Annotated in this window: 22 protein-coding genes; 8 read left to right on the top strand and 14 right to left on the bottom strand. The window is 61.9% G+C overall.

Annotation, left to right across the window (positions count from 1 at the left end):
* Genes aroE through ACZ5VE_RS09845 form a run of 5 tightly spaced genes read right to left on the bottom strand, consistent with a single transcriptional unit; the run spans window position 1 to window position 3,936 of the window.
* Window positions 1-834: a shikimate dehydrogenase gene (aroE, locus tag ACZ5VE_RS09825; RefSeq protein ID WP_464455000.1), complete on the bottom strand. Its 834-nt coding sequence runs from the start codon at window positions 832-834 to the stop codon at window positions 1-3.
* Between the two features lie 14 nt (window positions 835-848).
* Window positions 849-2,078 carry a CaiB/BaiF CoA transferase family protein gene (locus tag ACZ5VE_RS09830; RefSeq protein ID WP_464455001.1) on the bottom strand — a complete coding sequence of 410 codons (1,230 nt, stop codon included), beginning with the start codon at window positions 2,076-2,078 and terminating at the stop codon, window positions 849-851.
* Window positions 2,078-2,563, bottom strand: coding sequence for a MaoC family dehydratase (locus ACZ5VE_RS09835; protein WP_464455002.1), 486 nt, complete (start codon window positions 2,561-2,563; stop codon window positions 2,078-2,080). Before ACZ5VE_RS09835 ends, ACZ5VE_RS09830 begins: the two co-directional genes overlap by 1 nt.
* Window positions 2,564-2,574: 11 nt before the next feature.
* Entirely contained in the window at window positions 2,575-2,988 is a 414-nt protein-coding gene (locus ACZ5VE_RS09840) for a VOC family protein (RefSeq protein ID WP_464455003.1), read from the bottom strand.
* Between the two features lie 21 nt (window positions 2,989-3,009).
* The gene (locus ACZ5VE_RS09845) at window positions 3,010-3,936 is read right to left on the bottom strand and encodes a ketopantoate reductase family protein (protein WP_464457469.1); all 927 of its coding nucleotides are present in this window, start codon (window positions 3,934-3,936) and stop codon (window positions 3,010-3,012) included.
* A 95-nt stretch (window positions 3,937-4,031) separates the two neighbouring features.
* Here ACZ5VE_RS09845 and ACZ5VE_RS09850 point away from each other — a divergent pair, with 95 nt between their 5' ends.
* The 3 genes from ACZ5VE_RS09850 to ACZ5VE_RS09860 are packed head-to-tail and all read left to right on the top strand — an operon-like array spanning window position 4,032 to window position 5,938.
* A complete protein-coding gene (locus ACZ5VE_RS09850; RefSeq protein ID WP_464455004.1) occupies window positions 4,032-4,955 on the top strand; it encodes a LysR family transcriptional regulator in 924 nt (307 codons plus the stop codon).
* Between the two features lie 53 nt (window positions 4,956-5,008).
* The gene (locus ACZ5VE_RS09855) at window positions 5,009-5,158 is read left to right on the top strand and encodes a hypothetical protein (protein ID WP_464455005.1); all 150 of its coding nucleotides are present in this window, start codon (window positions 5,009-5,011) and stop codon (window positions 5,156-5,158) included.
* 6 nt (window positions 5,159-5,164) lie between these two features.
* Complete coding sequence (locus ACZ5VE_RS09860; protein ID WP_464455006.1) at window positions 5,165-5,938, top strand: IclR family transcriptional regulator domain-containing protein; 774 nt, start codon at window positions 5,165-5,167, stop codon at window positions 5,936-5,938.
* 3 nt (window positions 5,939-5,941) lie between these two features.
* Here ACZ5VE_RS09860 and ACZ5VE_RS09865 read toward each other — a convergent pair whose 3' ends face one another.
* From ACZ5VE_RS09865 to ACZ5VE_RS09895, 7 genes are all read right to left on the bottom strand, one after another.
* Window positions 5,942-6,691: an ABC transporter ATP-binding protein gene (locus ACZ5VE_RS09865; protein ID WP_464455007.1), complete on the bottom strand. Its 750-nt coding sequence runs from the start codon at window positions 6,689-6,691 to the stop codon at window positions 5,942-5,944.
* A 1-nt stretch (window position 6,692) separates the two neighbouring features.
* Window positions 6,693-7,439, bottom strand: a complete 747-nt coding sequence (locus tag ACZ5VE_RS09870) for an ABC transporter ATP-binding protein (protein ID WP_464455008.1) — start codon at window positions 7,437-7,439, stop codon at window positions 6,693-6,695.
* Window positions 7,436-8,410: a branched-chain amino acid ABC transporter permease gene (locus ACZ5VE_RS09875; protein WP_464455009.1), complete on the bottom strand. Its 975-nt coding sequence runs from the start codon at window positions 8,408-8,410 to the stop codon at window positions 7,436-7,438. Before ACZ5VE_RS09875 ends, ACZ5VE_RS09870 begins: the two co-directional genes overlap by 4 nt.
* Window positions 8,407-9,282, bottom strand: a complete 876-nt coding sequence (locus ACZ5VE_RS09880; protein WP_464455010.1) for a branched-chain amino acid ABC transporter permease — start codon at window positions 9,280-9,282, stop codon at window positions 8,407-8,409. The genes ACZ5VE_RS09875 and ACZ5VE_RS09880 overlap by 4 nt, the downstream gene beginning before the upstream one ends.
* 123 nt (window positions 9,283-9,405) lie before the next feature.
* Complete coding sequence (locus ACZ5VE_RS09885; RefSeq protein ID WP_464455011.1) at window positions 9,406-10,536, bottom strand: ABC transporter substrate-binding protein; 1,131 nt, start codon at window positions 10,534-10,536, stop codon at window positions 9,406-9,408.
* Window positions 10,537-10,717: 181 nt separating this feature from the next.
* On the bottom strand, window positions 10,718-12,463 hold the full coding sequence (locus ACZ5VE_RS09890; RefSeq protein ID WP_464455012.1) for an FAD-dependent oxidoreductase: 1,746 nt from the start codon (window positions 12,461-12,463) through the stop codon (window positions 10,718-10,720).
* A gap of 1 nt (window position 12,464) precedes the next feature.
* Window positions 12,465-13,271, bottom strand: a complete 807-nt coding sequence (locus ACZ5VE_RS09895; protein WP_464455013.1) for a shikimate dehydrogenase family protein — start codon at window positions 13,269-13,271, stop codon at window positions 12,465-12,467.
* A gap of 97 nt (window positions 13,272-13,368) precedes the next feature.
* Here ACZ5VE_RS09895 and ACZ5VE_RS09900 point away from each other — a divergent pair, with 97 nt between their 5' ends.
* The 5 genes from ACZ5VE_RS09900 (at window position 13,369) to ACZ5VE_RS09920 (ending at window position 20,695) form a co-directional block, all read left to right on the top strand.
* On the top strand, window positions 13,369-14,202 hold the full coding sequence (locus ACZ5VE_RS09900; protein ID WP_464455014.1) for an IclR family transcriptional regulator: 834 nt from the start codon (window positions 13,369-13,371) through the stop codon (window positions 14,200-14,202).
* A 15-nt stretch (window positions 14,203-14,217) separates the two neighbouring features.
* Entirely contained in the window at window positions 14,218-16,647 is a 2,430-nt protein-coding gene (locus ACZ5VE_RS09905; protein ID WP_464455015.1) for an FAD-dependent oxidoreductase, read from the top strand.
* A gap of 104 nt (window positions 16,648-16,751) precedes the next feature.
* Entirely contained in the window at window positions 16,752-17,564 is an 813-nt protein-coding gene (locus ACZ5VE_RS09910) for a sugar phosphate isomerase/epimerase family protein (protein WP_464455016.1), read from the top strand.
* Between the two features lie 26 nt (window positions 17,565-17,590).
* Window positions 17,591-18,751, top strand: coding sequence for an acyl-CoA dehydrogenase family protein (locus ACZ5VE_RS09915; RefSeq protein WP_464455017.1), 1,161 nt, complete (start codon window positions 17,591-17,593; stop codon window positions 18,749-18,751).
* Between the two features lie 369 nt (window positions 18,752-19,120).
* Window positions 19,121-20,695, top strand: a complete 1,575-nt coding sequence (locus tag ACZ5VE_RS09920) for an acyl CoA:acetate/3-ketoacid CoA transferase (RefSeq protein ID WP_464455018.1) — start codon at window positions 19,121-19,123, stop codon at window positions 20,693-20,695.
* A gap of 85 nt (window positions 20,696-20,780) precedes the next feature.
* Here the strand turns inward: ACZ5VE_RS09920 and ACZ5VE_RS09925 are convergent, their stop codons facing one another.
* Window positions 20,781-21,218, bottom strand: coding sequence for an acyl-CoA thioesterase (locus ACZ5VE_RS09925; protein ID WP_464455019.1), 438 nt, complete (start codon window positions 21,216-21,218; stop codon window positions 20,781-20,783).
* Between the two features lie 7 nt (window positions 21,219-21,225).
* Complete coding sequence (locus ACZ5VE_RS09930) at window positions 21,226-22,215, bottom strand: Bug family tripartite tricarboxylate transporter substrate binding protein (RefSeq protein ID WP_464457470.1); 990 nt, start codon at window positions 22,213-22,215, stop codon at window positions 21,226-21,228.
* Window positions 22,216-22,222 lie beyond the last annotated feature (7 nt).

The raw sequence follows: 22,222 nt of genomic DNA on the forward strand, positions 1-22,222 counted from the left end.
TCAAACCAACGGTACTGTCAATTGTGAGATCACGGCACGGGTGTCCGGGCGCACGCCCCGCCACCAGGCAAACGCCTCTGCGGCCTGCTCTGCCAACATGCCCACCCCATCGGCCAAGCGCTGAACCCCGGCGTTTTGCGCCAGACGCAAAAACGGGGTCAGACCTTTGCCATAAGCCAGCTCATACGCCAGCGCCCCGGGTGCAAACACAGTGGCAGGTACTGGCGGCAGTTCAGCCCGCAAGCTGGCCGAAGTGGCGTTGAACACCACATCAAAGCTGCGCCCCAACAATTGGTCAAGACCCAGCGCCAGCACTTGGGTCTCGCCATGCGTGTGCTGTCGGACCATGTCGCTCAATGCCTGCGCCTTGGCCACCGTGCGGTTGGCGATCACCAACACCGCCGGTTGTTCGGCCAAGAAGGGCAGCAAAGCCCCGCGCGCAGCACCACCAGCGCCCAACAGCAACACACGACGGCCTTTCATGGAACACGCCAGGTTGTGCACCACATCGCGCACCAGCCCCACGCCGTCAAAGTTTTCGACCAGCACGCGATCACCTTCAAACTTCATGGCATTGGCAGCACCGGCCAATTCGGCCGCAGGTGAACGCTCGGTGGCATAGTCAAACGCATCCAGCTTGAACGGCGCTGTGATGTTCATCCCCTGGCCACCCGCAGCGCGAAATGCGTCCACCGTGGCAGCGAACTCACCCAAAGGGCCCAGCACTTTGAAGTAGTCGATGTCTTGCCCAGTGACCTCGGCGAATGCCATGTGGATAAAGGGCGACTTGCTGAAGTCAATCGGGTTGCCGATCACGGCGTAGCGGTCAGTCATGTCCAATCTCCTATTCAAGCCGAATACAGCACACCATCTTTTTGCATGTCCGCGATCTGCTCGGCACTGAAGCCCACGCTGGCCGCGATCTCGGCGTTGTCTTGTCCCAGGTCGGGGGCGACCTGGTGGATGGTCGTGTCGCAACCCGAAAAGCGGAACGGCAGGTTGGGTAGCTTGATCTTGCCCAGCACCGGGTGGTCTTGCTCGACCACCATCCCACGCGCCTGGATCTGCGGGTCGGCCAGCACCTCGTCGATGCGCTGCACCTTGGCACCGGGCACATCGATGGCGTCCAGCAGAGCCAGCACCTGGGCCACCGGCTGCACCGCCACCCAGGGCTTGACCACTTCCAGAATGGCCAGCCGGTGGGCGTTGCGCCCGGCCGTGGTGTGAAACCGCGCATCGGAGGCAAAACCGGCCGGGCCGCCGTGCTGCTCCACCAGCGCGGCAAAGCGCTTCCAGGCATCGTCCACCTGCGCGGCGATCACCAGATCGCCGTCTTGCGCACGGAACACGCCATACAGCGTGGAGGTCGGCATGTCGTGCCCAGTCTGCACCGGCACCTCTTGGCCACCCGAGAGCGTGTAGCACTGCACCGCGTATTCGTGCATGGACACCAGCGTGTCGTACAGCGCCATATCGATGTGCTGACCCTGGCCCGACTTGACGCGCCCCAGCAAGGCCGCGTTGATGGCCGCCACCGCATGGATGCCGGTGTACATGTCACCCAGCGAGATGCGCAAGAGCGGCGGCGCTTCACCCGGTGTGCCCACCATTTGCATGATGCCGCTCTTGGCCTCGGCGATCAGGCCAAAACCGGCGCGGTGTGAGTCCGGCCCGGTGTGGCCATAGGCCGAGATCGAGCAATAGACCAGACCAGGATTGCGACGGGCCAGGTCTTCGTAGCCCAGGCCCATTTTGGCAAGCGCACCGGGGCGGTAGTTCTCGATGAACACGTCGGCGGTGTCCACCAGCTTTTCCATGAACTCGCGCCCACGCGGGTCTTTCATGTTGACGCAAACGCCCTTCTTGCCCATGTTGAGCTGCAAAAAATAGCCCGAATACTCGCCGTCTTCACCCACAAACCAGGCATGCTGGCGACCGGCGTCACCGGTCTTGGGCCGTTCGATCTTGATGACCTCGGCACCCAGGGCGGCCAGGCAACGGCCCACATACGGACCCGCCAGAAAGTGGCTGTAGTCAATGACGCGAAAACCCGCGAGGGGCAATGCTTGCTGGCTCATCAGAATGCTCCTGGACGGCGGGGGATCATCAAACGGTGTTCACCTTTGTGAACGACCTGGCCGTGCTGGTTGATCAGCTCGGACGGCAAGACCACGATACCCCAGCCAGGACGGCTTTTGGAGGCACGCAAACCGGTCACCGTGAAGCGCACATGCAGCGTGTCGTTGATCTTGATGGGCAGCAAAAAATCCCAGGTCCAGCCCAGCGACATGCCCGGCAAAAAACGGTATTCGCTCTGTGTCTTGAGGCCATCGGCAATCGACAGGCCCAGCAGGCCATGCGCCACGCGGGTGCCAAACGGAGTGGTTTTCGCGTAGTCCTCGTCAATGTGCACCGGGGTGTAGTCGCCCGTGAGCACAGCGTAGGCATTGATCCGTTCTTCGGTCACTTCATACGTGGGGCTGATGCACACATCGCCCTCGCGGGCATCGTCCCAGTATTTTTCGGGTGTCTTGAATTCAATTTTGGGCGCTTGCAGTTTCATGAAGAGTCCTGTTATTTCGCACGGGGGTTGATCGACAAGGCTTGTGCCACGCAGCCCGGGGCCGCCTGCATGAGTTCGACCGCCAGGCCATCGGGCAATTGCAGCCAGTTGCGCCCTTGCGGCAGGGGTTTCACACCCCAAGGCTGTGCAGCGGCAAGCGCAGCTTCGAGGTCATCAACCATCACCCCCAGGTGCGCCAACCAGCCTGCGTCGTTGCTGGGCGGGGCCTCAAAGTCGGGGCAGGCCATGAGCTGCATGCCGCCCAGCGTCCAGTACTGGCGCGGGTCGTCGGTGGGGCCGTCGATCTCGCGCACGTCCATGCCCAGCACCTCGTAAAAGAAGCGGATGTGCCAGTGGATGTCTTTGACGCGCACGGCAACGTGTTCGACATAAGCCCGGGTGGGCGGGGTGAAGGGTGTGTTCATGGGTGGGTGTCCTTGAAAAATTCAGTGTGGCAAAGCCGACTCGATGCCCTTGATGCAGGCCACCAGCGTGGCATTGACCGGGGTGGGCACACCCAGGCGCTGCCCCAGGCGCACGACCGCGCCGTTGATGAAGTCGATCTCGGTGACCGAGCCTTTTTCCAGGCTTTGCAGCATGGAGGTCTTGAAGTCATCGGGCAAACCCGCTGCGGCCTTGAGCCACGGGGCCTTGGGGTCGGTGTAGCTCAGGTGCACGCCACTGGCACGGGCCACATCCATGGCTTCCTGCACAGCGGCCACGGCCGTGGCCTCGACCTCTGCAATCTTGTACAGCGCGCCATAAGTGAGCCGGGTGATGCTGCTCAAGGCACCCGTGGCCACGTTGATCAGCAGCTTGTCCCACATGGTGCCCATGATGTTGTCGCTCACGGTGGTGGCCAGGTCTGCCTGGTTGAAAGCCTTGGCGATGCGCTGCGCACGCGGTGAGACGCTGCCGTCCAGCTCGCCGATCAGGGTTTCTTTGCCTGCAGTGCCCGCAATGATCCGGCCCGGCGCCAGCATCACGCCACCCACATAGGTCTTGCCCGCCAGCACATGGCTGCGGCCGACGATGTCGGCCAGGATGTCTTCGTGGCCCAGCCCGTTTTGCAGCGACAGCACCACCGTGTCTGGCCCGACCAAGGTGGTGGCCGCCTGCATGGCGCTGGCCGTGTGAAATGACTTGACCAGCACGATCAGCAGATCGACCGGACTTTGGCCTTCGGCGTTGACCGCCGCCCGCGCGCGCACCGTGCGCTCGCCTTGGGGGCCGCGCATGACCAAGCCGTGGGTGTTGATGGCCTGCACATGCGCCGCATTGCGGTTGATCAGCAAAACCTTGTGGCCCGCCTCGGCCAAGGTGCCGCCCATGGCGCAACCCAATGCGCCTGCGCCCAAAACTGCGATGTTCAAAATACGCTCCTGCATCCAAGTGCCTGCATCGTAGAAAACCCTGGACATTTCGTAAATTCAATAAATAAAATACATCACATTGAATTTATAAATACATGAAGCCACGCACCCCGCTGGATGCCCAGGGCATCGACCTCAAACTGCTGCGCCTGCTGGACGCCTTGCATGCCAGCCAAAGCGTGACCCGAACGGCCGAGCGGCTGGGTTTGTCACAACCGACCATCAGCATTGGTCTGGCCCGACTGCGCAAGATGCTGGATGACCCTTTGTTTGTGCGCACGCCCGAAGGCATGCAAGCCACCCCACGCACGCAAGCGCTGATGCCCGCTGTGCGGCAGGTGCTGGACGGCATGGACCTGCTGGCCAGCGTGACGGCCCAGTTCGATGCGGCCAGCAGCGAGCGGCGCTTTCGCATCTTCATGACCGATGCCAGCCATGTGACCCTGATGCCGCGCCTGTTTGCGCATGTGCGCGCACTGGCCCCCGGCGTGAAGCTGGAAGCCGCCACGCTCGGCCCCGACATGGCCCAGGCCTTGCAATCGGGCGAAGCCGATCTGGCGCTGGGCCTGATCCCCACGCTGGACCGTGGTTTTTACCAACAAGCCTTGTTTGACCAGGACTGGGTTTGCCTGTGCAACGCAAGCCATCCGCGCATTGGCGAAAAATTCCATCTCAAGCACTACCTGGCCGAAGCCCATGTGGGCATCGTCTCGGGCACGGGTGCGCAGCTGCTGGAGTCGGCCTTGCAAAAATTGGGCAAGCCGCGTCGGGTGCAGCTGGCCCTGCCGGGCTTTCTGGGCTTACCGGGCATCCTGTCCACCAGCGACCTGGTGGCCACCTTGCCCCGCCACATTGGCGAAACCCTGGCGCAGGCAGCCGGGCTGCGTGTGCTGCCCTGCCCTGTGGCCATTGAGGGTTTCACTGTCAAACAATACTGGCACACCCGCTACCACCAGGACCCGGCCAACCGCTGGCTGCGCGCTGTCTGTGCCGAACTGTTCTTGAACCCGCACCGCTGAAGTCAGCGAGTGGTTATATTTACCCAGAGACGTTTGAACCTTTGAAAGACCCCATGAAAACAATCGGCGTGAAGCTCTTGCACAACAACGTGTCTCTGGGCACGGTGACTTTGCTGGCCGAAGCGGCAGCCTGCCAAGAGGGCGATCCACAAGCCTTGGTGCCCGCGTTGATTGGGTTGCTGGTCAAGCGTCAAAAAGCCTGAACCTCCATGCCTACAAGCCAAGACACACTGGACCCTCGCGACTGGATCGCCGGGCTTGAAAAAGGACTTCATATCATCGAAGCCTTTGATGCCGCACACCCGCGCCTGACAGCCACCGAAATGGGCGAACGTTGCGGCATGACCCGTACGGCAGCCAGGCGTTACCTGAAAACACTGGCCCACTTGGGCTATGTGGGCACGGACGGCAAGTTCTATTGGTTGACACCACGCATTCTTCGGCTTGGGCACGCCTACATCGAGTCGGCACGCTTGCCACGCCTGGTTCAACCGTTCTTGCAACGCATCACATCAGGCACAGAAGAAATCGCCTACTTGGCGGTTCTGGACGGTGATGACACCATTTTCATTGCACGCAGTGGACTGCAACGCCACACCGCCAGCGGCTATATGCCTGGCAGCCGGATGCCGGCACAGGTGACTGCAGCGGGCATGGTCATGCTGGCCTGTGGTGAAGAAGATGAGATGGACCAATGGCTCCAGTCGCACGAACTGCGATCATTCACGTCATACACCACAGCGAGCAAAGTAGGTTTGCGTGAAAAACTGCTGGCTTTCAAACATCAGGGCTGGGCAGTGTCAGAACAACAACTTGAGCTGAATTTTCGCGGCATTGCTGTGCCCTTGTTTGATCGAAAAAATGTGGTTCATGGCGCCATCAGCATGACGATGCCGATCAACAAGGAAGAAACCGACCACGCACTCAACCGAATCTTGCCTGTCTTGCAGGAAGCGGCCCGAAGTCTGCGGCCTCTTCTCTGAAGATCATACGGCGGCTGTAGTGGTGTGCGCGCCGCCCAGGAACAGGCGTTCCATCTGCGGATCGGCCAGGATTTCGGCGGCCGACTTGTAGAGCACCAGACGGCCCGATTCGAGCGCGATGGCGTTGTCGGAGTACTTGAGGGCGCTTTTCACGTTTTGCTCCACCATCAGCACCGTGGTGCCCTGGTCGGCCAGTTTGCGCAGCAGCTTGAACACATCCTGCACCACCATGGGCGACAGACCAATCGACGGTTCGTCGATCAGCAAGACCTTGGGGCGCAGCAGCAAGGCGCGGCCAATCTCCAATTGCTTTTGCTCACCGCCCGACAAAGCCGAGGCACGGGAATTCATGCGCTCCTTGACGCGGGGGAAGAACTCCAGCACTTCCGGGATGCGTTCGTGCGTGGTCTTCATGCCCAGCGTGATGCCGCCGAGCTCCAGGTTTTCGTACACGCTGAGCTGTCCGAACAGGTTGCGCCCCTGGGGCACAAAGGCGATGCCATCGGCCAGCAAGGCTTTTTGGGTGGCGCCGGTGATGTCTTTGCCGTTAAGCAGGATCTTGCCTTGACGGGGCTTGAGCAAACCAAACAGGGTTTTGAGCACGGTGGACTTGCCCGCGCCATTGGGGCCGATCAGCAGCGTGATCGAGCCTTTGGGCACTTTGAAGGACAGGTTGTTCAGGATCATGAAATCCTTGTAGCCTGCGACCACATCGTCAAACTCGATGCAGGTGTCTTGTGTTTTTGCAGTCATCTCAGCTCCCCAGGTAGGCGTCCAGCACCTGCTTGTTGGCACGAATTTCCTCGGGTGTGCCAATGGCCATCACTTTGCCCTCGACCATCACCATGATGCGGTGGCACAGGTCCATCACGAAGTCCATGTTGTGTTCGATCACGACGAAGCTGCCCTTTCGGGTTTTGTTGAGTTCTTTCAGCAAGGTGCTGATGCCACCCACCAAAGACGGGTTCACCCCGGCGCATGGCTCGTCGAGCAAGACCAGATCGGGCTCGCTCATGAAGGCCATGGCGATGTCCACCAGTTTTTGCTGGCCGTAGCTCAACTCACCAGCTTTCTTGTCGGCCACATGGCGGATGTGGAACTGGTCGATCAGCGCATCGGCCTTGTCACCCAGACCGGAATCGGTGGGCGCAAACATGCGGCTGAACATGGACCCAGAGTGCTCTTGCGCGGCCACGATCAGGTTGTCGCGCACGGTCATCTTGCCAAACACCTGTAGCGTCTGGAAGGTGCGGCCCACACCACGGCGGTTCAGCTCCAGCGGGCCGAGTGTGGTCACGTCCTGGCCGTTGAGCTCGATTTTTCCCTCGTCGGGGGTGATCTGACCCAGCATGCTGTTGAACAAGGTGGTCTTGCCCGAACCGTTGGGCCCGATCACGCCGAAGATCTCGCCGGGGCGCACTTCGAAGGACACACCCCCGACGGCCTGGATCGCGCCGTAGGCCTTTTTCATGTTGGTGACTTTGAGGACAGGCTGGATCATGCTTTGACTCCTTGGGCAGCGCGGGCGGCCGAAGCTGCGCGCGATTGGCGGCGCGCCTTGATGCGGTCAGGGATGCTGAGCAAGCCATCGGGCAGCCAGATCATGAGCAACACCACAGCGGCACCAAAGACAAACAAATACCAGGCTTGCGCAAAGCGCAACCACTCGGGCAAGACCACGCCCACCGCCGAGCCCAGCACGGGGCCGAGGAAGTAACCCGGGCCACCGACCACCACCATCAGGTACATCATGATGGACGCGCCGACGGTGAACAAAGCGGGGTCGATGAACTGCACCTGCGAGGCATACAGGCCACCGGCCACACCGGCATAGACCGCGCCAATGGCGAAGCTCAGCAGGGTGTAGCTGCGGGTGTCGATGCCCAGACTCTCGGCTCGGATCGCGTTGTCGCGCAGCGCCGTGAAAGCCTTGCCCCAGGGCGAGCGCAGCAGGCCCCACAAGAGCAGCGCCAGCACGATGGTGAAACCCAGCACCAGGTAGTAATAAGCCAGGTTGCCATCAAAGCTGATGCCGCCCAGGCTGGGACGTGCGATGTTGTTGATGCCAAAGGTGCCGCCCGTGAGCCACTCTTCGTTGCGCATCACCAGCCACAAAGCGGTGTTGAAACCCAGCGTGGCAAAGGCCAGATAGATGGTCTGCACACGCAAAGCCGGAAAGCCCAGGGCCAGACCGACCACGAAGCAAAACAGGGCCGCCACCGGCAGGCCGAGCCAGAAGCTCAGACCGGCCTTGAGGAAAATGGCCACGGTGTAAGCCCCGATGCCAAAGAAGGCGGCATGGCCCAGCGACTTCTGACCGGCATAGCCCACAGTCAGGTTCAGGCCCATGGTGGCGATGATGAACACCAGCCAGGTGGTGAACATGTGGATGCCGTAGTTCTTGAGGAAGTTGGGCACCACAATCAATGCGGCCAGAGCGACCACAGCAAACAACAGGTTGAGCTTTTTCATACTTTGCGCTCCTCTTTCTTGCCGAGCAGGCCTTGGGGCTTGAACAGGATCACGACCATGAAGATGACCAGCGCGACCGCATCTTTGTAGGCGGGCGATATATAGGCCGCAGCCAGGTTCTCGCACACGCCGACCAGCAAACCACCCAGCAGTGCGCCACGCGAGTTGTTGAAGCCGCCGATGATGGCCGCAAAGAAGGCCTTGTTGCCCAGACCCTCGCCCATGTCGAACTTGGCCAGGTACGTGGGAGTCACCAGCAGGGCCGCTGCGGCCGCCAAAATCGCGTTGATCGCGAAGGTGTAGAAAATCATGCGGGGTACATTGATGCCCAGCACCGAAGCGCTTTCGGTGTTTTGCGCCACCGCCTGCATGGCGCGGCCGGTGACGGTTTTGTTCAGGAAGGACTGCGTCACCAGCACCAGCACCATGGCCAACACAAAGGTGCCCACATCGCCCGCTGAAAAGGTCACACCCATCACGTCAAAAATCACGTCGGGGAACACCTGGGGGAAGGGCTGAGGCTCGGCGCTGTAACCAGCGCGTACGCCATTGCGCATGGCGATCGACAGGCCGATGGTGGCCACGACGATGGGCATCATGCCGTACTTGAACAGAGGGTCCACCAGACCGCGCTTGAACAGCCAGCCCAAAATCAGCACCGACAGCACGATGGTCAGGGCAAAGGCCACATACAGCGACAGGCCCGAGCCCATCAGCATCACCATCATGAAGGCGGGCAGCATCACGAACTCGCCTTGCGCGAAGTTGATGGTGCCGGACGCCTGCCACAGCAAGGTGAAGCCCAGGGCCGCGAGCGCATAAATGCTGCCCGTGGCCAGGCCACTGAAGAAGAGTTGTAAAAAGTCGGTCATGGGTGAACTCCGAAAACGGGGGGTGCAGGCACTTCAAAGGCCGCCTGCCCGGGCTGATGCAGCCCGACGGGCCTGAAAAAAGGCGGACCCCGCAGGAGCCCGCCTTGTTTTCAACAACGCAAATTACTTCTTGGCGTTGAGCGCAGGCAAGGTGGCGTTGATCACGGGGTGACCATTCTTCACCTCGATCAGGAAGCTCTCGCGGTCCAGATCGCCCTTGTCGTCAAAGCACACGTCCATCAGGATGCCGGGGGTTTGCTTGGTGCTGAAGCAGCCATTGCGAATCGCTGCGGCCACGGCCTTGCGGTCGAGCTTGCCCACTTTTTCAATCGCGGCCTTGAGCACGTACATGCCGGTGTAGCCCTTGATGCCGTTGTGGTCGGACTCACTCTTGTATTCGGCCTTGTACTTGGCACCGAAGGCCTTGAACTGGGGCGCATCGACTGTCAAGCCAACGTGGGCTAAAGCGCCGTTGGCGGCTTCACCGGCCAGCTCGATCACTTTCTGACCGGTCAGGGTGGTTTCGCCGATCAGCATTTTCTTGACGCCTTGCTTGCGGAATTCGCGCAGGGCACGGGCCGATTCCTCTTCGTTGGTGTAGACAAAGATCGCATCGGCATCGGTCTGCTTGGCTTTGAGCACAGCCGCCGAGAAGTCCACCTGGCCTGCATCGGTGGAGATGTCGGCCACGATCTTGGTGCCCGTGCCTTCCAGCAGCTTGGTCAGGGTGTCACGACCACCTTTGCCGAAGTCGTTGTTCACGTAGACGATGGCCAGGGTCTTGGCTTTGGAGGTGATGAACTTGGCCAGCTTGGGGAAAGACACGCTCTGGCCAAAAGCGGTGCGGAACACGTAGGGGTTGCCTTGTGCCGTGATCGCAGCGGCTTCACCACCGGTGAAGTTGGGCGTTTCGCCACGCTTGGATTCGGCCATGGACACCATGATGGAGCCCGAGTACACCGGGCCGAAAATGGCAAAAGTGTCGTTGTCCACGGCCTTTTGCGTCAGGCCCTTGGCCACGCCAGGGTTGGACTGGGTGTCTTCGGTGGTGTAGCTGATTTTCTTGCCCAGGATACCGCCCGAAGCGTTGATTTCCTTGATGGCCAGCTCGACGCCATTTTTGAACACGGTGCCAGCGGTGGTGCCGGGGCCCGACAGTTCAACGATGTTGGCGATCTTGATGTCTTGGGCTTGAGCCAGGCCGGTCACAGCCAAAGCGGCGCAGACGGCCAGAGTTTTCAGGGTAGCTTTCACAGAGGTCTCCTCGTTGGTGGAATCAGGCCAGCTTGCACGGCCAGGGGGGGGTTGAAAACGGTGTCCCATGCAAGGCAAGGTGATGGGAATGTAGTGCTGAATTTCAGAAGCGATGCCAAGACAAAGTGTGTAAAAGTTCGACAATCGATCCAATTCGTTCAATGATCGAACGAATTAGGGGTTAAACCTGAGACCCACTGAAAGCGGTCAAAGCATGTTGCGTGGCCACAAAGGCAAACACCAGCCCCGGGCCAATCGTGATGCCGGGGGCCGGGTACACACCGCCCATGATGGAGTTCATGTCGTTGCCCACGGCGTACAAGCCCTCAATGGCCTGGCCTTGTGCGTTGAGCACCTGCGCGTGTTCGTTGGTCTGCAGGCCTTGCGCCGCGCCGATGTCACCGGGGTAGAGCTTGACAGCGTAGTACGGGCCTTCGCCCATTTCGCCCAGATTGGGGTTGCGGCCACCGGCCGCAGCATCGCCAATGTTTTGCTGGTAAGCCGTCACACCGCGCTGGAACTGGGTGTCGACACCGGTTTGGGCAAAGGCGTTGTTGTCGGCCACGGACCGGGCCAGGCCCTCGGCCGAGATGCACAGCTTGTCCGCCAGCTCGGCCAGACTCGCGCCTTCAGTGAGGTAGCCATCGGCCAAGAACGGTGCCAGGCCTTTGCCACCGGGGCGCACCATGCCCATGCCGTACTGGCGCAGGGCTTTGGCATCGGCCACCAAATAGGCGGGCACCGCCTGCTGGGCCGCCTGCATGCCCAGGGCAAACAGGTGGTACGAAGTGCTTTCGTTGACAAAACGCTCACCCGCCTGGTTGACAGTGATCATGCCGGGCTTGGCGCGGTCCATCACAAAGTGCGGAAAAATGGCGGTGCTGCCATCGGGGCGCTTGCGCAAAGACACCGGGGCCCAAAACGCGGGGCTTTGCGCGCCCTGCCCTTCGACAGCGCCCAGACTGCGCGCCAGGGCCAAAGCCTCACCGGTGTGACCGGGCGCGGCCGGGCACCACTCGGCGGGAATGCCAGGCAACTTCTGGGCACGCAAAGCCGGGTCGCGGTTGAAACCCCCACTGGCCAGCACCACCCCTTTTTTGGCCATCACACGGGCATTGCCGGTGGCGCTGCTCAAACGCACGGCGACCACTCGGCCACAGGCATCGCGCTCCAGCGCATCGACCGAGGACTTCAGCGCCAACGTGGCATGGGCATGATCCGACAAGGAATGCAGCAAGCGAGCCACCAGCGCATTGCCCATGACCAGGCGGGTGCCACGTGTGTGTGTCAGGCGATCACGCAGATGCCGCCACACGATGCCAACCGAGTGCTTGAGAGAAGCCCAGGACTTCGTCATGGCCAGCAAATGGTTGATGTCGGTGCGGTCCACCATCATGCCGCCCAGCACAGTGAACTCAGGAATCGGTGGGCGCAGCAAGGGGAACAGATCACCCAGCAAACGGCCATCAAAAGGCATGGGCTCCAAGGCACGACCACTCAATGTGGAACCCGGCAAATCGCTGATGTAGTCGGGGTGCTTCGGATAGGGCCGGTACTTCATTGAGGACTGGGCTTCGATCCTGGCCACGGCTTCAGCGCCGTTGTTCAAAAAGGCTTCACGCAATGCGGCGGGCGCTTGCTCGCCCACGGCGTGGTTCAGGTATTTTTCGGCTTCGGCCAGCGTGTCGGTCGGGTTGACCTTGCCCGCATGGTGCGTGCCCGGCACCCAGGTGGTGCCTGCCGACCAGGCGGTGGTGCCGCCCACAAACTCGGTGCGCTCGACCACGAGCACCTTAGCGCCGTCCATCGCCGCGAACACCGCAGCCGACAAGCCTGCGCCGCCCGCACCGATGACCACCAGGTCATATTCGCTGCCGTCTTTCAAACCACCTTCCAGACTGTTAAGACCGTTCTTCAGGACTTGCATGTCATTTCCCCATCAAGAATTCGACCATCAGGTCTTTCACCTGCGCAAACATGTCGGCACCCGTGAGGGTGTTGCACCCCAAAGCCCGCGCTGCCTCGATCATGGGCGGCACGGCGGGTGCCGTGATCACGCAGCCCACGAACATGGCGGGTGTGAATTTCGTTGAATCGATCGGGTACGGATCACCCGCTTTCATGCCGATCGGGGTGGCATTGATGGCGATGTCAAAACCTGTGGGGTCGCTACTGCCCGCCACCACGCGGCAGGGGCCCAACGAGGCCAGGCGCTGCACCAACGCGTCGCGGCGCGCCGTGTCTTCGTCGTGGATGGCCAGCTCGCGCACGCCGCCCGTGGCCAGCGAATACGCAATGGCTGAACCGGCACCGCCTGCGCCCACCAGCAAGGCCCTTTTGCCTTGCAGGCTACAACCCTTGAGCGCCAGCGCTTTGACATAGCCCATGCCATCGAACATGTCGCCATGCCAAGTGCCATCGGCGTTGCGGCGCAAGGTGTTGATGGATTTCAAAAAGGCCCCTCGCTCAGAGGTGGTGGCGCACAAATCAAAGTAGGCGAACTTGTGCGGCACCGTGACGATGATGCCGTCCACGTTTTTGGACAGCGACACGCCCGCCGTCCACGCCGCCAGATCGGCCGGGGCCACATGGGCCGGGATGCACAGGGCGTTCAGCCCGGCATCCTGAAAGGCCTGGCTCACGCCTGCGGGCGATTTGACCTGGGCAATCGGGTCGCCCACGATGAAATGGAGGCGCGAGGCGCCGTCGAGGTTCAAAGGCTTGGTCGAGTTCATGGCCGCGATGATACATAAAAACGGAATTTGATTCCACTTTTGAATTTATTTCCAAAAATCAATATACTTGTGCCCAGACCACTTCAAAAAAGCACACATGAGCGGCGTCCTCGAACGAACACTGGGCATCCTGGAATTGCTGTCGCAACACGGCGAAGGCCTGGAGCTGGCCGCCATTGCCGACCGGCTCGACATCCCCCGCAGCGGCACCCACCGCCTGCTGACCGACCTGGTGCGCCTGGGCTATGTGCGCCAGACACGCGGCCACGGCGACTACCTGCTGACCACCAAACTGGTCTCCATGGGCCTGAGCTATCTGAGCAACAGCGGCATTGTGGACATTGCCCAGCCGTTGCTCAACCGCCTGGCCGAAGTCTCGGGCGAGCTGGTGCGCCTGTCGGTGGTGGATGGCGAGCGCCTGACCTGGGTGGCCCGCGCACAGGGTGCCCGCCAGGGCCTGCGCTATGACCCCGACATGGGCAGCGATGCGCGCCTGTCGTGCTCGTCCTCGGGCTGGGCGCTGCTGTCAACGCTCAGCGACGACGACGCCCTGGCCCTGGTGGCCAAACAAGGCCTGGGCCTGCCCGAACAGTTCGGCCCCGCCGCGCCCACCAGCTTGCAAGCCGTGATGGACGCCGTGGCGCAAACCCGCGAACTCGGCTACAGCATGACCACCGACACCTACAGCCTCGGCCTGTCAGCCATGTCGGCCCCGGTGCGCTTTGCCGGGCAACCCGCGTTTGGCGTGCTGACGATCGCAGGCCCCACGGTGCGCTTCACGCCCGAAAAAATGCAAGCCCTCGCCCCCGAGCTGCTCAGCATCGCCCAGCAGCTGGCGGCGTCCAGCGGCGCATCGCCCTTCTTCAGCCTCACGGCCGAAACCGGCAGCGCCGCGCCCGCCGACGGACGCAAGCCGATTTACGCGGTCTGACCTCTCCCCATGTCCATGCCTTCACCCCTCCCACCTGACAACACCTGCGACCTGCTGGTCATCGGCTCTGGCGCGGGTGCGCTGTCTGCGGCGGTGACCGCTGCGCACCTGGGCCTCAAAGTCATCGTGGTCGAGAAAGACCCGCAATACGGCGGCACCACCGCCTGGTCGGGCGGCTGGATGTGGGTGCCGCGCAATCCCTTGGCCGTTGAAGCTGGCCTGCTGGAGCGCATCGAAAAACCCCTGTCTTATGTGCGCCGCGAACTGGGCGACAAGTTCGACGAATCCCGCGCCCTGGCCTTCTTGAACAACGGTCCACGCATGGTCGAGTTCTTCCGCCGTCAGACCGCGCTGCAGTTCATCGATGGCAACGCCATCCCCGACTTTCACGGCCACACGCCCGATGCGGCCCTGGGTGGCCGCTCGATTTGCGCTGCATCTTTTGACGCCCGCCAACTGGGTGCGCGTCTGCACGATCTAAAGCCGCCACTGAAGGAGACCACGCTGTGGGGCATGGGCATCGCTTCGGGCGCAGAGCTGCGCCACTTCTTGAACGCCCTGCACAAGCCAGCATCCTTTTGGTATGTCACCAAGCTGATGCTGCGCCACTGGCGTGACCTGCTGGTGCACCGCCGTGGCACGCGTCTGGTCAATGGCAACGCCTTGGTCGGGGGCTTGGCGAAGTCCGCCTTCGATCTGGGCGTTCAAATTCGCGTGAACAGCCCCGCGGTGCGCCTGCTGCAAAGCAGTGACCGGGTCACCGGCGCCGTGGTGCAAACGCCTGATGGCGAAACCCACATCCAGGCCCGCTGCGGCGTGGTGCTGGCCACCGGCGGCTTTCCGCACGACCCGACGCGCAAGCAACAACTGTTGCCACACGCCCCCACCGGCCACGAGCACTGGTCAGCGGGCAGCCGGGGCAACACCGGCGACGGCCTGCGCCTGGGCGAATCTGCAGGTGGCGTGGTGGCAGGCGATCTGGTGCAAGCGGCGGCACTCGCCCCCGTGTCTTTGGTGCCCCGAAAAAATCCGGGCAGTGAAGACGGCAAGGGCAGCGTGGCCCATTTCCCCCACCTGATCGAACGCGCCAAACCCGGCCTGATCGCCGTCACGGCACAAGGTGAGCGCTTCACCAACGAGGCCAACTCGTACCACGACTTCATGCAAGGCCTGCTGGCCGCCACGCCTGCAGGCCAAGCGCCGCAAGCCTGGTTGGTCTGTGACCACGCCTTCATCCGCTACTACGGCCTAGGTGCCGTCAAGCCCGCGCCCATGCCGCTCGGCCCCTGGCTGAAAAATGGTTACCTCAAGCGCGGCCAGACCCTGGCCGAATTGGCCCAGACCTGCGGCATCGACGCCCAGGGCCTGCAAGCCACGGTGCAGCGCTACAACGCGCTGGCGCAAGACGGCAAAGACCGCGACTTTGGCAAAGGCGAAACGCCCTACAACCGCATCCAGGGCGACGCCATCAACGCCACCCGGCGCGGCCTGCGCAACCCCTGCATGGGCCCCATCGAAAGCGGCCCGTTCTATGCCGTCAAAGTCGTCATGGGCAGCCTGGGCACCTTCGCCGGTTTGCGCGTGAACGACCACGCGCAAGTCATCGACGCCCAAGGCCAGGCCATCCCCGGCCTGTACGCCGGTGGCAATGACCTCAGCAGCATGATGGGCGGCCATTACCCGGCGGGCGGCATCACGCTGGGCCCGGCCATGACCTTTGGCTTCATCGCCGCGCACCACGCCGCAGGGCGTGATCCGGCGGCCACTTGCGAATACCCGATTTCAAACACTTCCACCGACACCTCGAAAGACCACACCATGTACTACGAACTCGCCACCATGACCCTGCCCTTTGGCACTGCAGGCCAGGCTGCCACGAATGTGCAGGCCTACGCCACCAGCACTGAGGCCCAAGGCGAACTGCTGGGCTGCTGGTTCACCGACATCGGCGTGCTCAACCAGATGATCGTGCTGCGCGGCTTTGCCACGCTCGACGCTTTGCAGGCCGAACGCGAGCGCACCCAGCAAAGCGCCAACCCCTTTGGCTGCGGCGAGATTTTCCAGACGCTGGAGCAGCACAGCTACAAAGGCTTCCCCTGGATGAAGCCGGTACGCCCCAGCGCTGAAAGTGGCATCACCGGCCCGGTCTACGAAATCCGCACCTACGGCATCAAGACGGGTGGCGTGCAGCCCACCATCGACCTGTGGGAGCAATACGTGCCCGCCCGCGACAAGCTCTCGCCCTGTGTGGTGGCCATGGTCGCGCTCGACGGTCCGCTGCGTTTCACCAACATCTGGGCCTACGACAGCCTGAACGCCCGCAGCCAGATCCGCGGCGAAGCCGTGGCCCAAGGCATCTGGCCCCCCAAAGGCGGCCCAGCCCACCTGACCACGAACATGGTCTCGACCATCGCCATGCCCACGGCGGTGTCGCCTTTGAAATAAATCCAATGCCCCTGGACCCCGTAGGTCGGCGGCTTTAGCCCCGACATGACTTCAGGTTGACAGCACATGTCGGAGCTGAAGCTCCGACCTACAAAACAGACGCCATGAGCCCACGCATTTACTCCCTCGCCTACCTCAGTTCGCACCGCTGCACGCCTGCACAAGCCATCCAGGTGGCCGCCCAAACCGGCTACAGCTTCGTTGGCCTGCGCCTGTGGCCCAACGCTGCGGGCGCGCCGCAGCAGCACCTGCTGGGCCAGCCTGAAGCCCTGCGCGAAACCCTGGCGGCTCAGCGCGACACGGGCGTGGGGGTGTTCGATCTGGAGATCATCCGCATCGGAGAACAGTTCGACCCGCACACCTGGGATGCCCTTTACGACGCCGGTGCAGCGCTCAAAGCCAAAGCCATTCTGGTGGCCGGTGACGACGCCAACGAAGCCCGCCTGACCGAGAACTACGCCCACCTGTGCGAGGTGATGAAGCCCTTTGGCATGACCGCCGATCTGGAGTTCATGCCCTGGACTGCGGTCAAAGACGCGGCTGCGGCGCTGCGCATCGTGAAGAACGCCGATATGCCGTCGAATGCGGGCATCCTGGTCGATGCGCTGCACTTTGGCCGCTCCACCACCACCCTCGATGACATCCGCGCCATACCGCGCGCGCTGCTGCACTACGCCCAGATTTGCGATGCCCAAGCCGGTCTGAACTTCAGCACCGAAGAGATGATCCACACCGCCCGCTGCGAACGCCTGCTGCCCGGCGACGGCACGATCGATGTGCAAGGCCTGTTTGACGCCCTGCCCGCTGACCTGCCGGTGAGCGTGGAGGTGGTGAACTTTGGCCGCGAAGCGAGCACATCGGTCCAGGACTGGGCCGCCGAATGTCTGGCCAAAAGCCGCCCGTTTGTGGAACGCTGAACCCTCAACATCCTCTGGAGCACCCCATGGACTTTTCCCTCAACGACGAACAAAAAATGATGATCGAAACGGTGCGCCGTTTCATCGCCGAAGAACTGCAGCCCCTTGAAGACGAGATCGAGAACCAAGGCTTTCTCGACAATGCCAAAGCGCAAGCCATCCACGACAAAGCCAAGGCACTGGGCCTGTACGGCATGAACATGCCTGAAGCGCTGGGCGGTGGTGGGTTGTCCAACCTCGACCGCATCCTGTGCGAAGAGCAGTTCGGCCACACCAGCGACATCCTGATCCGCCGCGCCTTTGGCAATGTGTACGAACCACTGCTGCACTGCAAGGGCGAGCAAATTGATCGCTGGCTCAAACCCGCCGTGGCGGGCACACGCACCTGCGCCATCACCATCACCGAATCGGGTGCGGGCTCGGACGCGGCAGGCATCAAGACCCACGCCAAAAAGAACGACCAGGGCTGGGTGCTCAACGGCACCAAGCATTTCATCAGCGATGGCGAGTGGAGCGACTTCTTCCTGGTGTCGGCCAAGACCGGTGACAAAGAAATCTCGATGTTCATGGTGGACAAAGGCCTGGCCGGTTTCACTGTGGGCAAAGACCAGAAGATGATGGGCCTGCGCGGCACACCGCACCTGGAATTGTTTTTTGACAATGTGCAACTCGAAGACGCCGCCTTGCTGGGCGAAGCCGGTCAGGGCTTCAAGCTGGCCATGGGCGCACTCAATGTGGTGCGGCTGGCGCAAGTGGGCGCACGCGCCGTGGGCAAGGCCACGCATGTGTGCGAGCTGATGGTGAACTGGGCCAATGAGCGCAAGCAGTTCAACAACAAAATCGGCGACTTCCAGATGGTGCAGCAGATGATCGCCGACAGCGTGATCGAGATCAACGCGGCCCGCTGGATGGTCTACCACGCCGCCTGGATGCTGGACCAAGGCATGGATGCCCGCGAGCAGATCGCCATGGTCAAGGTACACGCCGCCGAGACTTTGGGCCGCGTGGTGGACCGCGCGGTGCAGGTGTTTGGCGGCATGGGCTTTTGCAAGGAGCTGTCCATCGAGCGCTATTACCGCGATGCACGGATTTACCGCATCTTTGACGGCACGAGCGAGATCCACCGGGGCGTGATTGCCAAGAGCGCGCTCAAGAAGGGGGCTGTGCTGTTTGATGTGAACCGCTGATCAGGGGTCTGCTGGCGTACTGTGTCTTGGCGCAAGCTGAAAGGCCGGGATGGGCGGCCTCCTCATACTGGGGTACCAGAAATCGTCGGCCGCCCATCCCGGCCTTTCAGCGGGTTTGCATGGACATGAATACGCCCAATGCTTATGTAGGTCGGAGCTTCAGCTGCGACATGAGTTCCTGGAAGAAGGGCAACGTCGGACTCTGCGAGTACCGACCTACAAGAACTCTGCGAACCACCAACCCATCGGGGATGGCGTGGGGGCCGCGGCCGATTTCTGGTACCCCAGTATGAGGCCGCGGCCCCCACGCCATCCCCGATGCAGCACACCAAAAATCTGCAAGCCAACAAGCCATAAGAGACTCAAAAAATGCACACCAAATTCATGACCGCCAAAGAGGCGGCACAACTGATCCAAGACGGCGACACCGTGGGCCTCATGGGCGGCGGCGGTGGCCTGATGGAAGCGACGCACCTGTTTGAAGCGGTGCAAGAACGCTTCCTCTCCACGCAGCAACCGCGCAACCTCACCGTCATGCACGCCCTGGGCATTGGCGACAAGAAAACCAAAGGCATGAACTGCTTCGCGCACGAAGGTCTGGTCAAGCGCGTGATCGGTGGCCACTGGGTCTGGTCGCCTGCCATGCAACAACTGGCCTTGTCCAACAAGATCGAGGCCTACATCCTGCCCGGCGGCGTGAGCAGCCAGCTCATGCGCGAAATCGGCGCGGGCCGCCCCGGCCTCATCAGCCACGTGGGCCTGGGCACCGTGTGCGACCCGCGCCATGGCGGCGGGCGCATGAACGACGCGGCCAAAGACGATCTGGCCGAAGTCGTCACCATCGACAACCGTGAATGGCTGCGCTACAAGCCCTTCCCCATCCATGTGGCCATCGTGCGGGCCAGCAGTGCCGACGAAGACGGCAACATCAGCTTTGAACACGAAGCGGCGAACCTCGATGCCCAATCGCTGGCACTGGCTGCACGCAACAGCGGCGGCAAAGTCATCGTGCAGGTCAAGGAACGTCTGCCCAAAGGCGCACTCAAGGCCCGCGAAGTGCGCATCCCCTCGGCCTGGGTGGACGCCATTGTGGTCGATCCTGAGCAGTCCACCAGCTACGCCATCCCGTTTGACCCAGCCTTCAGCGGTGAGTTGACCGGCGCTGAACGTGCGGCCAGCGAAGCCGAAGACCATGCCCGCGAAGTGGCAGCCTCACAGGAAGCCTTCAGCGAACGCCAGGCTGTGGCGCGCCGGGCCTATCAAGAACTCTTCAAAACCGGCAAGGCGCGTCCCGTCATCAACTACGGCGTGGGCGTGCCCGATGCCGTGGCCAAGCTGATCGCGGCGCGCAACGAGCAACACCGCATTTACCAGACCATCGAACACGGCACCTACGGCGGCACGCTGATGGACGGCGTGCTGTTTGGCTATGCCCGCAACGCCACCGCCATGCTCGACGCCGCCACGCAGTTCGACTTTTACGGTGGGGGCGGTCTGGACATCGCCTTTCTGGGCCTTGGCGAGTTCGACGAAGCAGGCTCGGTCAACGTCTCGCGCCTGGGCGGCGTCACCGTGGGTCCAGGCGGCTTCATCGACATCGCGCAAAACGCCAAGAAAGTCGTGTTCTGCGGCACGCTGGCGGCCAAGGGTGTGAAGCTAGAGACCGGCAACGGTCAGATGCGCGTGGCCGCACAAGGCGCTGTGAAAAAGCTGGTCAAGCAAGTCGACCAAATCACCTTCTCAGGCCCGCAAGGCCTGGTGCGCAAGCAAGAGGTGCTCTACCTGACCGAGCGCGCCAGCTTTCGCCTTACGTCCCAAGGCATCGAGCTGTTCGAGATCGCCCCGGGTATTGACCTGCAACGCGATGTGCTCGACCAGATGGACTTTGCACCGCTGGTGGCGCAAGACCTGAAAGTGATGGACAGCGCTTGTTTCACGGCTTGAAACCGGGCCGGATCTCGCGCACCAGATCTACCGGGCACTCGGCCAGCGACCGGAGTTCATCCCCGCCGGAGGGTGGGCAAAGCGTTCAGACCATGGACAAGCCACCGGCCCGCGACACAAACTCCGCTGGCACCGTGGTCACCTTGCGGCTGATTCGGTCCACAAACACGATGCCGATCTTGCCGCGAGCGACTTCACGGGTGGTGTCCAGGCACTCCATGCGGTACACTAGGTCAAAGCCGTATTTGTTGTAGTCCTGCGGCACCATGCTCACGCGCATGGTTTCGCCATGAAAGCCTTCAGACTTGTATTGCGCGACCATGTCGCCCACCACAATGGGGTAGCCGGCGACATTGCCTTCGGTGTAACCCAAGGATTTGAAGAACCGCACACGAGCCTCGGACACCAGCGTCAGCAGTTGGGCGTTGTCGAGGTGCCCGCCCTGGTTGACGTGGCTGATGTAGATCTGGATGTCAGTGGCAAAAACAAAACGGTCTGGCAGCGAAAACTGAATGCGTGGCATGTGACGTTCAACCCATGCCTTCGGGTTTGATCTGCGCGCGGGCGATCACTTGCTTCCAGCGCGCCTGCTCGATTTTGATGAAGGCCTCGAACTCGGCACTGGTGTTGCCAACAGCCAGCGCGGTTTCCTGGGCCAGCTTTTCTTTGACCAAGCTGCTGCGGGCAGCCTTGATGGCTTCGGTTTCGAGTCGCGCCAGATGGGGTTTGGGCCACTTGGCTGGGGCCATCAGGCCATACCACTGGGTCATCTCGAAACCTTTGAAGCCCTGCTCGGCCACCGTGGGCACATCGGACAATTGGGGCAAGCGCTGAGACGTGCCCGTGGCAATACAACGCAGCTTGCCTGCCTTAATGAACTGCAGCAAAGCAGGTGCGCCCACCGATGCGGCCTGCAAGCGACCCGCCATCAGGTCAGTCAACATGGGGCCGGTGCCGCGATAAGGCACATGCAACACAAAGGTCTCGGTTGCCATCTTCAGGTATTCAAAAGCCAGGTGCCCAGCGCTGCCATTGCCCGCCGAGCCATAGTTCATCTGGCCGGGTTTGCTCTTGGCATACGCCACAAACTCCTTGAGGTTTTTCACCGGCAGATCGGGGTGCACCACATACAGACTGGGCACCTTGGCCACCAAGGTGATGGGGGCAAAGTCACGCGTCGCGTCGTACGGCAATTTGGGGAAGATGTAGGGGTTGACCGCCAGCGTGCCGATGTGGCCCAGGATCAGGGTGTGCTCATCGGTGCTGCCAGCAACCTCTTGCATGGCGATGTTGCCTGCCGCGCCGGGTTTGTTGTCCACAAACACACTCTGGCCAATGGTTTTGCTCAATTCACCGGCCACCGCACGGGCCACAATTTCCGAACTACCACCTGTGGCAAACGGCACCACCAAACGCAAAGCTTTGTTGGGCCAAGTCGGTTGCGCGAATGACTGAGGCAGCCACAAGCCAGCGACGGATGCGGTGCTGGCAGTCAGAAAATCACGGCGCTTGAAGTTCATAGGGTTC

Source organism: Limnohabitans sp. INBF003 (assembly GCF_055396645.1).

What these genes read in the sequence shown, in the direction of transcription:
- ACZ5VE_RS09880 (WP_464455010.1), bottom strand. Translation starts at nt 9,282, where the DNA reads ATGACCGACTTTTTACAACTCTTCTTCAGTGGCCTGGCCACGGGCAGC.
- ACZ5VE_RS09875 (WP_464455009.1), bottom strand. Translation starts at nt 8,410, where the DNA reads ATGAAAAAGCTCAACCTGTTGTTTGCTGTGGTCGCTCTGGCCGCATTG.
- ACZ5VE_RS09830 (WP_464455001.1), bottom strand. Translation starts at nt 2,078, where the DNA reads ATGAGCCAGCAAGCATTGCCCCTCGCGGGTTTTCGCGTCATTGACTAC.
- ACZ5VE_RS09915 (WP_464455017.1), top strand. Translation starts at nt 17,591, where the DNA reads ATGGACTTTTCCCTCAACGACGAACAAAAAATGATGATCGAAACGGTG.
- ACZ5VE_RS09860 (WP_464455006.1), top strand. Translation starts at nt 5,165, where the DNA reads ATGCCTACAAGCCAAGACACACTGGACCCTCGCGACTGGATCGCCGGG.
- ACZ5VE_RS09855 (WP_464455005.1), top strand. Translation starts at nt 5,009, where the DNA reads ATGAAAACAATCGGCGTGAAGCTCTTGCACAACAACGTGTCTCTGGGC.
- ACZ5VE_RS09850 (WP_464455004.1), top strand. Translation starts at nt 4,032, where the DNA reads ATGAAGCCACGCACCCCGCTGGATGCCCAGGGCATCGACCTCAAACTG.
- ACZ5VE_RS09925 (WP_464455019.1), bottom strand. Translation starts at nt 21,218, where the DNA reads ATGCCACGCATTCAGTTTTCGCTGCCAGACCGTTTTGTTTTTGCCACT.
- ACZ5VE_RS09910 (WP_464455016.1), top strand. Translation starts at nt 16,752, where the DNA reads ATGAGCCCACGCATTTACTCCCTCGCCTACCTCAGTTCGCACCGCTGC.
- ACZ5VE_RS09870 (WP_464455008.1), bottom strand. Translation starts at nt 7,439, where the DNA reads ATGATCCAGCCTGTCCTCAAAGTCACCAACATGAAAAAGGCCTACGGC.
- ACZ5VE_RS09895 (WP_464455013.1), bottom strand. Translation starts at nt 13,271, where the DNA reads ATGAACTCGACCAAGCCTTTGAACCTCGACGGCGCCTCGCGCCTCCAT.
- ACZ5VE_RS09890 (WP_464455012.1), bottom strand. Translation starts at nt 12,463, where the DNA reads ATGCAAGTCCTGAAGAACGGTCTTAACAGTCTGGAAGGTGGTTTGAAA.
- ACZ5VE_RS09900 (WP_464455014.1), top strand. Translation starts at nt 13,369, where the DNA reads ATGAGCGGCGTCCTCGAACGAACACTGGGCATCCTGGAATTGCTGTCG.
- ACZ5VE_RS09865 (WP_464455007.1), bottom strand. Translation starts at nt 6,691, where the DNA reads ATGACTGCAAAAACACAAGACACCTGCATCGAGTTTGACGATGTGGTC.
- aroE (WP_464455000.1), bottom strand. Translation starts at nt 834, where the DNA reads ATGACTGACCGCTACGCCGTGATCGGCAACCCGATTGACTTCAGCAAG.
- ACZ5VE_RS09920 (WP_464455018.1), top strand. Translation starts at nt 19,121, where the DNA reads ATGCACACCAAATTCATGACCGCCAAAGAGGCGGCACAACTGATCCAA.
- ACZ5VE_RS09835 (WP_464455002.1), bottom strand. Translation starts at nt 2,563, where the DNA reads ATGAAACTGCAAGCGCCCAAAATTGAATTCAAGACACCCGAAAAATAC.
- ACZ5VE_RS09930 (WP_464457470.1), bottom strand. Translation starts at nt 22,215, where the DNA reads ATGAACTTCAAGCGCCGTGATTTTCTGACTGCCAGCACCGCATCCGTC.
- ACZ5VE_RS09840 (WP_464455003.1), bottom strand. Translation starts at nt 2,988, where the DNA reads ATGAACACACCCTTCACCCCGCCCACCCGGGCTTATGTCGAACACGTT.
- ACZ5VE_RS09905 (WP_464455015.1), top strand. Translation starts at nt 14,218, where the DNA reads ATGCCTTCACCCCTCCCACCTGACAACACCTGCGACCTGCTGGTCATC.